The 16,555-nt window shown below is 39.1% G+C and carries 9 protein-coding genes; 8 read left to right on the plus strand and 1 reads right to left on the minus strand.

The window, feature by feature from the left end:
• Positions 1-86: 86 nt before the first annotated feature.
• The 4 genes from vsr to drmB are packed head-to-tail and all read left to right on the plus strand — an operon-like array spanning position 87 to position 9,707.
• Positions 87-1,526, plus strand: a complete 1,440-nt coding sequence (gene vsr, locus LAJLEIBI_RS03240) for a DNA mismatch endonuclease Vsr (protein WP_006444815.1) — start codon at positions 87-89, stop codon at positions 1,524-1,526.
• 21 nt (positions 1,527-1,547) lie between these two features.
• Positions 1,548-4,154: a DrmE family protein gene (locus tag LAJLEIBI_RS03245; protein ID WP_006444816.1), complete on the plus strand. Its 2,607-nt coding sequence runs from the start codon at positions 1,548-1,550 to the stop codon at positions 4,152-4,154.
• An 11-nt stretch (positions 4,155-4,165) separates the two neighbouring features.
• Positions 4,166-7,831, plus strand: a complete 3,666-nt coding sequence (locus LAJLEIBI_RS03250) for a helicase-related protein (RefSeq protein ID WP_205689585.1) — start codon at positions 4,166-4,168, stop codon at positions 7,829-7,831.
• Between the two features lies 1 nt (position 7,832).
• A complete protein-coding gene (drmB, locus tag LAJLEIBI_RS03255; protein ID WP_006444818.1) occupies positions 7,833-9,707 on the plus strand; it encodes a DUF1998 domain-containing protein in 1,875 nt (624 codons plus the stop codon).
• A 269-nt stretch (positions 9,708-9,976) separates the two neighbouring features.
• On the opposite strand, the gene LAJLEIBI_RS03260 is transcribed toward drmB, so the two are convergent.
• Positions 9,977-11,104 carry a zinc-dependent alcohol dehydrogenase gene (locus LAJLEIBI_RS03260; RefSeq protein WP_006444820.1) on the minus strand — a complete coding sequence of 376 codons (1,128 nt, stop codon included), beginning with the start codon at positions 11,102-11,104 and terminating at the stop codon, positions 9,977-9,979.
• 205 nt (positions 11,105-11,309) lie between these two features.
• On the opposite strand from LAJLEIBI_RS03260, the gene LAJLEIBI_RS03265 reads away from it, so the two are divergent.
• From LAJLEIBI_RS03265 to LAJLEIBI_RS03280, 4 genes are all read left to right on the plus strand, one after another.
• On the plus strand, positions 11,310-12,602 hold the full coding sequence (locus LAJLEIBI_RS03265; RefSeq protein ID WP_006444821.1) for a sensor histidine kinase: 1,293 nt from the start codon (positions 11,310-11,312) through the stop codon (positions 12,600-12,602).
• Positions 12,599-13,432 (plus strand): response regulator, encoded by an 834-nt coding sequence (locus LAJLEIBI_RS03270; RefSeq protein ID WP_006444822.1) that lies wholly within the window; start codon positions 12,599-12,601, stop codon positions 13,430-13,432. Before LAJLEIBI_RS03265 ends, LAJLEIBI_RS03270 begins: the two co-directional genes overlap by 4 nt.
• The gene (locus LAJLEIBI_RS03275) at positions 13,432-15,090 is read left to right on the plus strand and encodes a sensor domain-containing diguanylate cyclase (RefSeq protein ID WP_006444823.1); all 1,659 of its coding nucleotides are present in this window, start codon (positions 13,432-13,434) and stop codon (positions 15,088-15,090) included. The genes LAJLEIBI_RS03270 and LAJLEIBI_RS03275 overlap by 1 nt, the downstream gene beginning before the upstream one ends.
• Before the next feature lie 354 nt (positions 15,091-15,444).
• On the plus strand, positions 15,445-16,551 hold the full coding sequence (locus LAJLEIBI_RS03280; RefSeq protein ID WP_006444824.1) for a DNA alkylation repair protein: 1,107 nt from the start codon (positions 15,445-15,447) through the stop codon (positions 16,549-16,551).
• Positions 16,552-16,555 lie beyond the last annotated feature (4 nt).

Here is a 16,555-nt window from a genome sequence, read left to right on the forward strand (position 1 = left end):
AGAGGGGAATCTGTTGAAGTGAATAGGAATGGTAGGTAAAAATGTATTACTGGTATACAGTATTTTAACAAAAGAAGGAAGAATGTATGGAACAGTATAATGCAATTGATCTCTTTTCCGGATGTGGTGGAATGACTTCCGGATTGATTAAAGCTGGCTTTAATGTTATAGCTGCTGTTGAAATAGATAAAAATGCCGCAAGTGCATATCGTGCTAATTATAAAAGTAATAAAATAAAATTATTTGAAAAAGATATAAGACAAGTTTCTTCAATGGACATTTATGAACTGTTGGAAGGCGATGTATTACATTTGCTTGCAGGGTGTCCACCATGCCAAGGGTTTTCTTCTATTCGTAGACTTAATCGAGACGAGTATATAGAGGATGAACGTAACAATCTAGTTTTGGAGTATTTACGTTTTGTGAAAGAGTTAAAGCCTCTTACAATTATGTTGGAAAATGTTCCAGCCTTGGAGAAATATAGTACATTTCAATCTGTAGTGGAGAAAATCAAGAAATTAGGTTATTTTGTAGAGGTTAAAATTGTTAATGTGGCCTCTTATGGAGTTCCACAAAATAGAAAAAGGCTTGTAATGATTGGATCTTTAATAAAAAAAGTTCATATTCCGTATGGTGACCATGTAGGGGCTACAGTTCGAGAGTTTATTGGAAATATTGAAGCTCCGGAGAATACAACGGATGAACTCCATAAAAGGTACCCCCATCACACGCCGGAGGTTATGAAGAGAATTAGTCTGACACCAAAGGATGGAGGAAGCCGAGAAGATCTGCCGGAAGAATATACATTGGAATGTCATAAAAAAGAAAATATCGGCTTTCATGATGTATATGGACGTTTAAGGTGGGATGCCCCGTCCTCGACTATAACAGGTGGATGTTTAAATCCTTCAAAGGGGCGATTTTTGCATCCTAGTGAAAATCGGTGCATCACAGCCCGTGAAGCGGCAATGCTACAGACTTTTGATAGAGATTTTATGTTTCCAGTTGAGTTGTCACTATCTTCTTTAGCATTAATGATAGGAAATGCTTTACCACCATTGTTTTGTTATAAACAAAGTTGCTATATAAAGAAAGAATTGGATGGGTATTTTATGACCGATATTTTTGACCAAACAAAACGTTCCGCTATTATGAAAAAAGTGAAAAATAGGAATACTGCACCTGAAATATTCATTCGTAGTTTATTAAATGAACTTGGTATAAAGTATAGACTTCAGACAAAGGTATTTCACTGCAAGCCGGATATTGTATTTCCATCGAAGAAAAAAGTTATTTTCATAAATGGTTGTTTTTGGCATGGGCATGATTGCAGACGTGGGGCTTTACCAAAGACTAATACTGAATTTTGGATCAACAAAATAGAGGTCAATCGGGATAGAGATGAAAAAAATTATGCTGAAATTAGTGATAAGGGATGGGAATATTTGATTATTTGGGGATGCCAGATAAAGAAGAGTAACAGAGAATATTTAATTGACATTTTAAATAAGTTTTTAAAGGAGTAACTTAAGAAAAGGGGACCTGTTATGAATTTGAGGACGGACATATTCAAGTTAATTAATCGTATTCGTATTTTATATAAAGGGGAAGAGATAGAATGTAATCAATTTCTCAATGCATATATAGAATTCATAACATCATCTTTTAATACAGATTATCAAAGATGTTTAGTTTTGCATCCTGGAACGGAGATTTTTACAATATTAGGATTGATTTTGAATGCTTTATCAAATTTGTATGAAGATTCAATAGATAAGATAGATATTATCCACTCGATAAATAAAGGTGATAAAGTGATTTTATCAGAAAAAACAGAACAATTGGCAATTTTTCAAGGAATGGAATTTCTTGATATTTCTAAGAAAGAAATGGCCGTTTTTGAATTGAAAGATGGTGGAAGAAAGTATTTACCCCCTTCTTCTTATTATAAAATCACCCCTTATTATGGTAATGCACAAACGCTTGGGAGTAGAGGTATAGGAACTAATTTATCAATTAAAAAAAGATTTTATAGTTTTTTATTAAATGATGAAGAAAAAAATATTAATCCATTACTGACGAGTTCTATTGTTATTGTTTGTGATAAAATTTTAGCGGACTCCATTATGAACGATTTACAAATTTCATATATGAATGAAAAACCTATACGAATGTGTGAAATATTTGCAGGAGCGTATTATACACAAAATGACGTAACTTATTATGCAGGTAACTCTTACCGCTTTGAACCGGTATTAAAGTTCGTGCCAAGAATATCTATTGCAAGAGAATTAATAATTGAAGACTGCGAAAACAATATCACAAGTTTATGTGTTTGTGGTGGTATGTATTTTAGAAAGAGCATTACAGAATTAACAGATTTGTTAGAGCGCAAATCACTTGCACATGTATTTTTGTTAAGTGAAATTACTGAAATGGCAGGAACCGATTTATTAGGTAAATATCCGGACATGAAACTATTTGCGTCAACACCGCAGGCACTGAATTGCTTTGAAGTGGTTGATATAGCTACTAGTAATGGATTAAATGCAAAATTGAACCAGAGTATAAAAGCCTTAGTGAATAATAATATTGATTATATTAATTGCCAAAGCCCAATTGAAAAAGGTAACTATGAAAAATTAAAACAAAACTTATTTGTACTATCAAGGGCAGAAGACAGAGAGCTGGGCGAATTTGTTATTGCAGCATATTCTTTACTGAAGATTATTACATTTTCTATATTTCCGCTATCACATTTAGATAAGATTTCTAACAAACAAGCTTTTGAAAATTATGGTCCATCAACTAAAATGAATTACATAAATGAATATAGTAAAAATTATAAAGGAATTAATGAAAATGAAGTAAAACAAACAAGGGAAGATTTGTCGAATTTATTTTTGAATACTTACTATGAAAATAGTAAATTTCAATATATTTTTGATAGCATAACTACATATAATTTTGAAAAAAAATTACTTTTAGTGGTGCCTAAGGTTTATTTTAAAGATGCTTTTTACTATTCTTTTAAAGGGAAAAATAGTCGTTATATTAAAAATATCGATGTTGTAACACCAAACAACTTAAGAAAAAAAGATATAACTAATTGTATAGTGATATTATGTGGCATTTTTGGAAAAGAAGAATCCATTTTTTTAGATAATTTGAAAGCTTATGATTTAAAAGTATTGCTATATTCTTTTGAAGAACCATTATTAGCACACATAAGTCGTGCTATTGAAAACGCATATACATACTATAATTCTCGAAATCATTTGTTTTGTATAAATTTAAAAGAAGCAAGAATGGAATTTGATGAGTGCAACAATGGAATTGAAGAAGAGTTGGATTTATTTGTTCAAAAATTAGAACTCTCAACAATTACCGCATTTGCGTCACAATTGAAATCTGGAACTCAAAACGGTATGTCGGAAGTATTTAAAATAATTAACTTCATAACAGGAGAAACTGCATTCCTGACGCGTTATTTTGAGGTTTATGTATTAAATCATGATAATGGGCAAATTGAAGAGAAGTCTGTTTCCGAATTGGTCGAAGGTGATGAACTTGTTTTTGCCAAGCGAGATGAACAATCAAAGGATATGATAGATGTTTTGCTTAAGAGAATTATCTTTGATAAACAATGTCCGGAGCAATTGAGAATTGCGTATCAACTTTCCAAGCATTGGAAAACCGTGCTTAAAACTTATATTTCGGATCAGAAAATTACATATCGCCAATTAGCAGAGAGGATGAGAGAATTTGGAAAAGGTAAGCATGAGGCAACTTTGCGTACTTGGTTGAATGAAGATGCTCATATTGTTGGACCGCGAGATGAAGAATCTTTTTACGAGATTGCTCTTTTAACCGAGGATGATAAAATGCTAGAATCGCCTGAGATATTTAGAGATGCTTGTGATGAAATTCGGTCTTTACGCATTAGAATATTAAAGTATATTGGAAAGTATGTGTTTGGTAAGCATGGGCGTCAAGGTAAACAGTTAGATGTTTTACTTAATGATATTATTGGTGATATTTCAGATACGATACAAATATATCAAGTTGCTCAAATTTTAGACGGAAAGGATGCTACCGGAAGCGTGATGTCAGTTCCATCTTATTTTACTAATCGTCCTCAATTAAAAAGTTAGGAGAAATACAAATGAGAAGTATGTCTGATTTAATGTGTGAAACAAGACAAAAATTTCTGTCGGAAATGAAGAAAGAGTTATTAGGTCCTGGATCAGAGTATTCAGTGCCGGATGCGGAGCATGAAATTATAACGGATCTTCCGGAGACACGATATGGAGTAGGTGTTTTATATCCTCAGAAAAACTGTATGGAAGTTGATAATGATGTTACAACCCCTGATAAAGGAGTTGTTGAAGTAGAGCGGCAAGAGTTGGAGGAAGAACTGGAACAGCTATTAGTTGGTAAATATGATGATGAAGGACAGGATGATTGTAAACATAGAAACAGTAACATTAATGGTGAAGATGCGGAGATGGAGACATTAGATGAACAAATTTCATTGTCCGCACAATTGCAGCCATCTTCGATGGGATATACTTTTTTTATTGATAAAGATATATCAGAATTAAAATGTGCGATATCTTTTGGGACTTATATGAGTAATTCGGCCAAAGATTGTAAATTACCTTTTGAACCCGCTCATGAACAGTATATTATTCCTGAAGTTTTTGAAGAATATGTAGGATTTGACTCAGAGAACAAAATTTTATATCTAAAGAAACCAATGTATAAAAAAGATGTGTATCGAATCTATGAAATGGATAAAACGGAAGATGGAAATTTTATAGACTGTGCATATCGTCTTTGTGATCAAATGAAAAAAGGATTTCATAGAATTCCACACCCGGAAAAGGGGAAGGAGTCATTTGATGGAATGGTTACCATAAAGTTTACCGATTCTATAGGAAGTAAAAATAAAATAGATGAGCAAGACTTAAGTATAATGGCCATAAAAAATAGGATTAATAATCATATGTATTCTATTACAGTCATGCTTACTAACACGGCAGTGGGGAGTTACAATGGCAGAAACTCTATTTTTCAGCCTCGAATAACAATAAATAGTATGGAAAATAATTTTCGCTTTTGTGATTATACAGGTAACGATTTTCATGGTGATGCGGAAGAAAAGTCTCTTTCCTTACTTTATCGCAACAAAAAAGTATATGCTTCCGGGCATGGAACTTCTGTCGATTGGGAGATAGATCAATCCGGATTGGGGATATTGTGGAATGACTTCTTACCAATGAAAGAAGTTCCTCCTATGAATTTTGATATTGATGATTCACAAATTTCTGTTAAGGCTTTGGAGATGAAGTATCTTTCAGACTTAGATAATTTGCCGAAGGCTGAGAAGGTCAATGCTATGCATACGCTTGTAGATGCGTATAGTAATTGGATTAGTGAGATAGGCGATAAGACGGATAAGTTGGATTCAGATTTACAATCAATTGCTTTAAGGCATATAGAAGAATGTGTTATTTCCAGAGACCGTATGCTTGTGGGTTTAGAGATTTTGTTGCATGATAAGATAGCATTCGATGCATTTCAGCTTGCAAATAGAGCTATGTTTATGCAACGGATTCATAGTAACATTCAAACGAAAGATTCTTATCCCGATGATATGGAGCTTCAGAATAGGATGAAATCGTTGAATTATTATCATGCGGAAGAATACTATGTCAATGAAAAGGAACCGGCATGGCGACCATTTCAGCTTGCGTTTTTATTGATGAGCATTACCTCAATAGTTAACCCAGAACATAGTGAACGAGACCTTGTTGATTTAATCTGGTTTCCTACAGGAGGCGGAAAGACGGAGGCATACCTTGGTTTGACGGCATTTACAATTTTTTACCGTAAATTGTCATATCTCAAGGTGTCTGATGGAACAACGGTAATTATGCGATATACTCTTCGATTATTGGCTTCACAGCAATTTGTGCGTGCTGCTACTCTTATATGTGCTTGTGAGTCAATTAGGAAAGATTGTACCAAAATTAAAAATAAATATCCCAAATATTCACTTGGAAAAGAAAAAATAACAATAGGCTTATGGATTGGAGGTAACCACACACCTAATCGCAATTCAAATCCAGGAAATAAAGATGGTGCTTTGGAACACATAAATGAATTAGTATCTGCCGGGTTAAGGGATTTGCGAGAGATAAAAGATAGACATCATAAATTTCAAATTTTAAAATGTCCTTGGTGTGGCACTAAATTAGTTAAAGATATAAAAGAGAAAAAGATTATCGGAAGTTGGGGCTATAAAATGCGTGATGGTAAAGCTTTTTATATGCATTGTACACAAGTGGGATGTGAATTTGAGACAATTCTACCAATACAGATTGTGGATGAGGAATTATATAAAAATCCTCCATCTCTTCTTTTTGGAACGGTTGATAAATTTGCCATGCTTCCTTGGAAAGCAGACACCGGTTCTTTTTTTGCTACTAATTCTAAAAATCGGACTCCTGAGCTAATTATACAGGACGAGTTGCATTTGATTTCGGGTCCGCTCGGCACGATTGTAGGTTTGTACGAAACTGCAATTGACGAGTTGTGTTCGGCTAAAGGGATTAACCCCAAAATTATTGCGTCTACCGCAACGATACGAAGAGCCAAGGAACAATGCTCACAATTATATAATAGGGAAGTAAAACAATTCCCATCACCTGGTATTGATGCGGAAGATTCATTCTTTGCAAAAGAAGATACGGATAAATTCGGCAGATGCTATTTGGGAATTATGCCTGCTGGAAAAACAAAAGCAATGATGGAAGTACGGACGATTGCGTCAATTTTGCAGAGAGTATATATGTTGGATTGTGAATATTATGTAAAAGATAAATTTTGGACGTTGGCCGTATATTTTAATAGCCTTCGTGATTTGGGAAAGTGTTCCACACTTATTGATGATGATGTGAAGGATTTTATACATAGGCTAGGGTATCGCTTTGGGAGACGAAATAATGTCAGGCAAATAGGAGCTGCTAGTGAACTGACCAGCCGAGTCTCTACCACCCAATTAAATGAAACCCTTGATAGGCTTGAACATCTGGAATATTCGGAGAAGAATCAAGCTGAAAAGAAATATCCGATAAGTGTTTTGTTAGCAACAAATATGATTTCAGTCGGGGTTGATGTTGCACGACTAAATGTTATGTTACTGGTGGGACAACCAAAATTAACGAGTGAATATATTCAGGCCTCAAGTAGAATCGGTCGTACATTTCCGGGAAGTGCTTTGGTGTTGTATGATGGATCAAAGAGTAGAGATAGGTCACATTATGAGCAGTTTAAAGCCTATCATGAATCTTTTTATCGGTTTGTTGAACCTACGGGGGTCACTCCTTTTTCAAAGCCTGCACGTGATAGAGGACTACATGCGGTCATGGTATCGCTTATTCGACATCTATATGGACTTGGTAAAGACAAGGATGCCGCCAACTTTGATATTTCGGATAAATATGTTAAAGAAATAGAGGGAATTCTACTTAAAAGGGTTGCGGACATTAATAATCGTTTGTCATACAAAATGGAGGATAATTCACAGGATATCTTGGAAGAGATGAGAATGTTCTTTTCCGAATGGCAAGAGCGACTAAACATTGGAGAAAAAGAGCATTTCTTTTATGGTGATCAGTTTATGTTCAAGCAGCCGACAGGATTGGACAAGCGGCTCATGAAAGTCTACAGCAGTGGAGGAGATGATAACGCAAAGGAGACTCTTATATCAATGCGTAATGTTGACCAAAGTATAGCTGCTAATATAATCACTTGGGAGGAATAGAATGACAACCAATAGAGAAAAGTTGAATAATGTTACTCATACGGTAAGATGTGCACAGGCGGTTTTACAATATGGAGTGGGAGCTATGATAGATTTTCCGGATCAAACTTTAATGACAGCTTCACCGGAATTTTGGAATGACCAAATAGATGTCATTCATGATGAACGGTTGGAAAAAGCACTGGGCGTTCAATATTTCGGTATGCCAGGAGGAAAAGCCAACCATTCTTTAGGGATATCTTATGTCAGATTTCCACAATGGTACTTTTGTCCACAATGTAGGCGTTTTATGCCTATTCTCGATTGGATAAAAGAATATAGAACAAAACGCAAAAAGGTTCCTGGGGATTATGACTACAACATGAAAAAACCTTATTGTACAGAATGTAAGAAAGACCTTGTTGCTACGAGGGTGATAGTTGCTTGTGAAAAAGGCCATATAGATGATTTCCCTTGGGTTGCTTGGGTTCACAATAAAAATTTAAATGGTAGTAAAGATATTTGTTCTAACCCTCAACTTACTTTTGGAACATCTCCCACTGCTTCGGCAGGGCTGGAGGGTCTGCTTATCAAATGTACCAATTGTAACGCAAGGGCATCTATGCAAGGAGCATTTGATAAAGATATATTTGAAAAAATGGGTGATGCATATAAATGTACAGGAAATATGCCGTGGAAAAATAAGCATACAATGTGCGATGAATTTCCAATTGCAAGACAACGGGGTGCTTCTTCCGTCTACTATCCTAAAATTGCCAGTTCATTGGTTATACCTCCGTATTCAAATAGAGTAAATTTGGATATCGAAAAATCAAAAACTTATCATGAGTGTCTTATTAAAATGGAAGATGATGATGACGCGGAGCGGAAAGAAAGAATTAGAAAACAAATTGATAATTGGTCGGGTAAGATTGCAATTGAAATATCTGCTAATCCGCTGACTGTTAAAAATATTCTTTTTCGTAAATGGGAAATTATTCAACAGGAAAATTATGCTACCGATAGTTCGGATTACCGTTATGAGGAATTTCAAGCATTAACGGGACAAATACCAAAGAATGATTTATTGACTGGTGATTTTATAACAGAAGATATGGATGTGAATCAATATCATATTCCGGGAATAGAACGTGTTACATTAGTACATAAAGTGCGTGAAGTAAGGGCATTGACCGGATTTACACGAATAAATCCTCCGGGTGCATCTGATTTAGGTAAAGATACTTTTGGATTTGTATCATCTAAGGAGCCGGACACGTCTTGGTTTCCGGCGTATGAAGTTCGGGGAGAAGGCATATTTTTAGAGTTTGATAAAAGTCAACTTGAACGATGGGTATCTGGTTGTCCGGAGGTATTAGTGCGTTCTAAAATAATTGAAGATAATTTTAAAAAATCTTTTTACGGAGGGATTATTGCTAAGGATTTATCTCCTCAGTTTATTTTTTTACATACATTAGCACATCTACTTATACGTGAACTTAGTTTTGAATGTGGATATTCGGCGGCTTCTTTAAGAGAACGAATTTATTTTAATTCGTATAAAACGCCAATGGCGGGAATATTAGTCTATACTGCGGGAGGAGACTCGGAGGGAACCCTTGGTGGTCTAGTACGACAAGGATATCATGACTGCTTGCCACATATTTTTAGAAAAGCTATTGCAAATGCAAAAATATGTGCAAATGATCCGGTTTGTATTACTAGTAACGGACAAGGGAGAGATTCATTGAATCTTGGGGCATGCCATTCTTGTGTATTGCTGCCTGAGACAAGTTGTGATGAATACAATTCTTTTCTTGATAGAGCATTGGTAATAGGAACTTTTGAAAACAAGATGATTGGGTTTTATAGTAACTATGAGAATGATATTGTTTAATGTGTTTATACCAACAAAAAAAGCAGATTTGCTTACCGCTATGAGTGGACATATCCTGCAGGAAGGAAGTATCAGGGGTAAGTATCGGCGACAGGCTGCGGCATGGGATTACTTTTGGTTGTTTTCTCATGCCGCTCCTTTCTGTTTTAAAAATAGCTATTTCGCAGCAGATATGACATTCAGAACTTTTGGAGATTCGGTATTGGGGATGCGCTGCAGAAATTTTGGGTGTGTGAAAATTTAAAGCAGCCGCTATCCAAAGAAGAAGCTTATGGTTTTAAAATTACTTTAATGCAGTTGTCTTCCTTTTTATCGAAAATACTGTAAGCGTGGCTGCCTTCTTCTAAGGAAAGCTTATGGGTTATGATATCTGTTGCGTCAAATTCACCTTTTTGGATTTTTTGTAACATCAAGTCAACGTATCCGGTCGCAGGGCACTGTCCCATTTTTAAAGTGATATTCTTGGAAAAGAAGTTTCCAAGGGGAAAGTTATTATATTTATTGCCATATACTCCGACGAAAGCTGCTGTACCGGCTTTTCTGATACATTGGGAAGCTATTTCTATAGCTGATTTTGATCCTCCCTGTAATTTGAGTGCAGTTTCGATTTTTTCCATAACCGAAGTTTTCCCGTCCAGCCCAACACAATCAATTACGCAATGCGCTCCTCCATGTGTGATCTCTTTTATGTGCGCCCCTACCTGTTCATATTCTTCAAAGTTTAAAGCTTCCACCCCATAACCTTTTGCATGTTTCAGGCGGTAGCTTACATTATCGACCGCAATGATCCTGCCGGCTCCTTTTTGAATACACCATTTGATCGTCATCAATCCTATAGGACCGCAGCCTAAAACTACGACGGTATCTCCGGCTTTTACGCCTGCTATTTCCGTGCCCCAATAGGAAGTGGGCAGGACGTCTGTTACAAATAAGACCTGCTCATCTGTCAATTCATCCGGTACTTTTTTAGGCCCTACATTGGCATACGGAACCCTGATATATTCTGCTTGTCCTCCGGCATAATTTCCATGATATTTACTATAACCGAATAATCCGCCCGATTCACCATAATCATTTGAATTATCGCACTGACTGAATTCTCCTTTATTACAGAATTCGCAATGCCCGCATGCCACGGGAAACGGGATAACAACTCTGTCGCCTTTGGTCAGATTTTTAACTCCCTTTCCGACTTCTTCGACAATTCCCATTGTTTCATGACCTAATACATATCCATCATACATTCCCTTTACCAAACCATGCACTAAATGCAGATCTGAACCGCAGATGGCAGCAGAAGTGACTTTTACTATAATGTCATCTTCTTTTTCTAACCTCGGATCTTCCACGGTTCTGCATTCTACTTTCTGCAGTCCATCATATACGATAGCTTTCATTGTAGTACCTCCTGTTATTATTAAAAAATATTATTTGCAGCTGAATTAAATCTATACCAAATATAATTATGGAGGGTATATGAAAGAACTTTTAATATACAGCGCAACAGCCGCAACAGTCAATTTGTCACGCTGGTGTCAGAAATCAGGTGTATGATAATAATAAAGCAATTGATTTAAAAATATAGAAGGGAGGGCAGTGTTTATGAGCACTATAGGTTATGTGAATATCTCATTGGAAATCTGGGGTGCTGTTCTTTCTCTTGTATTTATATCCAGCCTTTATATCGGTGAAAATATCAAGACACGGACGGACAGATTGTTTGCGGCGATGCTTTTGTGTAATGGCCTTCTGTTGGTAAGTGACGCGGCGGCATGGATTTTTAAGGGACATACGGCGGCCATAAGTTACTGGGGCGTGCGCGCGGCCAATTTCATGGTCTACATACTTGGTTATATATTAATGGCGCTTTTTACGGAGTACCTGACGGGATATCTTTCGGCAGGAAAGCCGGTCTCGCGCTGGTTTGCCAGAGTTGTATGGGGGATCTGCGGCGCGGGAACAGCTCTGACGGTGCTTTCACAGTGGAACCATATGTATTATGACTTTGTGGGAAATAACGTATACTGCCGTGGAGACTGGTTCTGGCTGTCACAGGTGTGGGGACTGGCCGGAATGGCTGTGGACATCGGAATGCTTTTGTCTTACAGACGGGAACTTAAGAAAAAAGAAGTGTGGATCTTACTTTCCTACATATTCCTGCCTGTTTTTGCCTTGGTGATCCAGATATTTATTTATGGCATAGCATGGCTGTATCTGGCTACTACAGTTTGCATTATTTTTGTATATGTATCTCTGCAGGCCAATCAGGCACAAAAGCGCAGACTGAGAGAGATGGAACTGGAACAGTCCAAGATGACACTTATGATAAGCCAGGTGCAGCCGCATTTCCTTTATAATTCGCTGATGGGGATCAAGCAGCTCTGCGACACCGATCCGCAGAAGGCGTCGGAAGCTCTGGAACACTTTGCATATTATCTGCGGGGGAATCTTGATACACTTACACAGCAAAGACTGATTCCATTTGAAATTGAGATGCGCCATGTGAATGACTATCTCTACCTGGAGAAAATGAGATTTGACCAAAAGCTTACGATCCACCTGGAGCTTCAGTATACGGATTTTATGCTTCCGGCCATGACGCTTCAGCCAATTGTGGAAAATGCGGTCCGCTGGGGCATTACGAAGAAGAAAGGCGGCGGCACGCTGACAGTCAGAAGTGAAGCTGTGAAGGGGGATGTGGTCATTTCCATTCTGGATGACGGAGCAGGTTTTGATCCTCTTAAAATAAAGGATGATGGAAGGACCCATATTGGAATTGAAAATGTCCGGCAGAGGGTCATGCTCCAGTGTGGCGGGACCATGCACATCGAAAGTAAAAAGGGCTGCGGCACGACAGTAAAAATTATTCTGCCGCAGAAAGGAGGACAAAGTTGAATATTATCGTGGCAGATGATGAAAAATTAGCGATGGAATATATGCTGTCCCTTTTGAGAAAACTGGAGCCGGAGTCGCAGATCACCGGATTTACAGAGGCAGAGGAGGTCTTTGAATATATTCGCGCAAGCCAGGTGGATATTGCGTTTCTGGATATTGAAATGGGCGGATATAACGGAATAGAGCTTGCCCATAAATGTAAAGACATTGCTCCGTTATTGAATATTATATTTGTGACAGGTTATGCGGAGTATATGACGGATGCCTTCCGCCTTCATGCCAGCGGATATCTGATGAAGCCGGTGCGCACAGAGGATCTTAAAGCAGAACTCGATAATTTAAGACACCCGCCTCAGAATATTTCAAAACGAGGAATCCGCATACAGACATTCGGATTCTTTGAGGTGTTTGTAGATTCCGTACCCCTTAAGTTCAGAAGGACGAAGTGCAAGGAATGTCTGGCCTACCTGACTGACCGCCGGGGAGCCCGGGTTACTTATGGAGAACTTGCGGCGGTTTTGTGGGAGGACCGTGCCTGCAACCAGGCGGTGCAGAACAATACGCAGAAAGTAGTGTCTGATCTGGTGAAAACACTGCGGGAGGCCGGTCTGGAGGAGCTTGTTATCAGAAGCAGACGGGACATCGCCATAAATACTGCTCTTGTGGACTGTGATTATTATGATGTGCTTAATGGAGACAGAGAGCGGCTGCGTACATTTATGGGTGAATATATGTCTAACTACAGCTGGGCCGAGTTCAAAGTAGGAGAGTTGATCAAACTGAAAGAGGAAGTGATACATACAACGCCGTCCGGGAGGGGGAATGGGTGATGAGATCCATACAGACAAAATTCATTATACTGATCTTAAGCTGTATATTTATATGCTCCGCAGTCATTGGGGGAGCCGGTATTATTAACGCAGAGAAAGCTGTGGATAAGGATACTGCCCAGCTGATGAATCTGCGCTGCAGCGAACTGGCGGGGGATATGGATGCCATGCTCTCCCGTATTGAACAATCGGTCAAGACACTGGTAGTATTTACGGATGAACAGTTGGAAAGCGTCGAGCGTCTTAAGAATGATGAAGCCTATCTTGAGGAATACACAAAACGGTTGGAATCTGTAGCGGTAAACGCGGCAAATAACACGGAAGGGGCTGTAGCGGTATACGTCCGTTTCAATCCGGATCTTACCCCGCCTACTTCGGGTCTGTTCTGGAGTAAGACGGATCTAAACGGCACTTTCCAGCAGTTGGTTCCCACTGATTTCTCAAAATACAGTCCCACGGATACAGAGCATGTAGGCTGGTATTATATTCCGTTAAAGAACGGGAAAGCCAGCTGGCTTGCGCCCTATTCCAATGAGAATATCAATGTGCAGATGATTTCTTACGTCGTTCCTATCTATAGAGGGAATGAAACGGTAGGTGTTGTGGGCATGGATATTGATTTCAATATTATAAAAGATACGATCAATGATGTTCAGATTTATGACAGCGGTTATGCATTTTTGACGGATGATAAAGGAAATGTCATGTGCCATAACACCTATCCTTTTGGAATCCCCATGAGCAGTGTGGATGAAAGTCTCATCCCGCTTACCGCAGAACTGGAAAACGGCACGAGCGGAAACAGTCTTTACACCTACACGAATGAAGGAGTGGAGAAAAAGATGGCCTTCCGCACTCTTAATAATGGGATGCGGCTGGCTCTGACCGCGCCTCTGTCTGAGATTGACAAAAGCAAAAACGAGCTTATTCTGCAGATCGCTATTGCCTTATTGATCATTGCGCCGCTTTCGGTCCTTGTGACGGTGGCAATTACGAGACGGATGATAAAACCGCTCAGAGAATTGAATACGGCGGCAAAAAAGATTGCCGAGGGAGACTTGAGCATCTCCCTGACACAGCAGACGAAGGATGAAGTGGGGACGCTCTCAGACAGTTTCCAGCAGACAGTAGACCATCTGCAGAAATATATCAATTATATCAACAGCCTGGCTTACCGCGACGCGTTGACAGGCGTAAAGAACAAGGCGGCTTACCAGGAAGCAGAAAGACGTCTGGAGGAACTGATGAGACAGGGATGCCCGGAATTTGCCATTGTGGTGCTGGACATTAACGACCTTAAGTACGTCAACGACTGTTTTGGACATGATTTTGGAGACATGCTGATCATGGATTCCTGCAAGCTGATCTGTAAAAGTTTTCCACACAGTCCCGTCTACCGGGTGGGCGGAGATGAATTTGCGGTAATCTTAGAGGGCACGGACTATAAAAATTATGTGGAATTGCTGGAGAGATTCCAGACGGCGGTGGATGAGTACAATATGCATAACGATTCCGACAGCCGCCTTTCCATTGCAAGAGGGATTGCCATATATAACAGTGATATAGACCTCGTATTTTCCAATGTGTTTAAGCGGGCAGATGATGCGATGTACCAGAATAAAAAAGATATGAAAGACAGGATGAGGCAGGACGTATAAGACAGGATGGATCTGTCTGACGGAAGGGCAGTCAGACTTACTTTAACTCTGACTGCGGCAGTAAAACGAGAAGAACGATGCGGGAAAATATGGAACTCCAAAACAAACCATAAATGAATTTTCAAATCTATGTATACCGCCGCAATGGCGGCACCATGGCGGCGGTTTTCTGCGCCGCTGCTGTCTCTGCAAAAGGGTTTCTTTCTTTGTCTCATAAGGAATATAAAGATTGATTTTTTGAAAACTTACAGTAAAATAAGAAATAGAATATAAATTTTTATAAAGGAATACTGAAATCTAAAGAGTGATAAAAACATCCTAAACAATAAAACCACCCGACAGGAGAAGCCCATCATGCCAGACTTATTAAAAAACGTGTACAACTACAATTCCCTCCAAAAACTGGCGCACACCATACAATCCGCCTACCCTCCATTTCAGGCTGATAAATTTCTGCAGACAACAATGGACGAGACGTGGGATAAGCTGGAGTTAAAAGCCAGAGTCCGGAAAATCAGCACAAGCCTGGCCGCATACCTGCCGGAAGACTACAGCAGAGCGCTTGCCATACTCGATAAAGCGGCCGCAGTCTTCACGAATGGGTTTTTCGGCATCTTTTTTCCGGATTTCATAGAGGTCTTCGGGCAGGATGAAGAGAACTGGGATCTGTCAATGAGCGCTCTGGAGCGCTATACTCAGTATTCAACTTCCGAATTTGCCGTAAGGCCGTTTATCATCAGCCATGAGGAGCGTATGATGGCACAGATGTACGCCTGGTCCGGGCATGAAAATGAACATGTCCGCAGACTGTCCAGTGAAGGCTGCCGGCCTCTGCTGCCGTGGGGTCAGGCCCTGGTCAAATATAAAAAGGACCCGTCGCCTGTACTGCCCATACTGGAGCGGCTGAAAGCAGATCCTTCCCTGTACGTGCGAAAGAGTGTTGCCAATAATCTGAATGATATTTCCAAAACACACCCGGATCTGGTCATCAGTCTGGCCAAAGAATGGTACGGCAAAAATGAATACACAGACTGGATCGTAAAGCATGGATGCAGAACACTGCTCAAAAAGGGGAACAGAGAGATCCTTGCTCTGTTCGGATATCATGATTCCGCGTCCATAAAAGTAGACGGATTCACACTGGAACCGGCAGCAGTCCCCATGGGAGAGGACATCACTTTTTCGTTTTCCATATCAACAGAGGAGGCGGCAAAGGTAAGGCTGGAATATGCTGTTGATTATATGAAAGCCAACGGAAAAAGAAGCAGTAAGGTATTTCAGATTTCTGAAATAACGCTGGGCCGGAATGAAAAGAAGAGCTGCACAAAAAAGCATTCTTTCGCGGAGATGACGACAAGGAAGCACTATCCTGGCGTACATACGATAACGCTTATAGTCAACGGGGCCAAGCGGGAGCGGCAGGACTTTGAGCTGACAGCGGGACCGGGACGGACTCGATAAAAGC

It is taken from the genome of [Clostridium] hylemonae DSM 15053, from assembly GCF_008281175.1.
GTDB classification, from domain to species: domain Bacteria; phylum Bacillota; class Clostridia; order Lachnospirales; family Lachnospiraceae; genus Extibacter; species Extibacter hylemonae.